This window comes from Klenkia sp. AC732 (assembly GCF_979256525.1).
The window spans coordinates 1-247 of sequence record NZ_CEEDOS010000147.1 but is presented as its reverse complement, the minus strand read 5'-3'; the positions used below and the strand labels follow the sequence as shown (position 1 = coordinate 247).

1 protein-coding gene is annotated in these 247 nt (G+C 69.6%); it reads left to right on the top strand.

The genetic code is table 11. The features are described from left to right. Positions 1-52: 52 nt before the first annotated feature. A partial coding sequence (locus AC0IVP_RS22040; RefSeq protein WP_471759297.1) for an alcohol dehydrogenase catalytic domain-containing protein occupies positions 53-247 on the top strand: 195 nt, incomplete at its 3' end.

Genomic DNA, 247 nt, shown 5'->3' with positions numbered 1-247 from the left:
GAACTGGGTGGCACCAGGTGCCACCCAGTTCGAGCGAAGCACAGGAGCAACGATGCCCACCACCACTCGCGCCTCGATCCTCCGTTCGTCCCCCGGGTCCTACGAGACCGTCACCCTCGAGCTCGACGCCCCGCGTCGCGGCGAGGTCCAGGTCAAGCTGGCCGCCTCCGGGCTGTGCCACTCCGACGACCACCTCCCGACCGGCGACCTGCAGGTCATGACCTACCCGTTCTGCGGCGGCCACGAG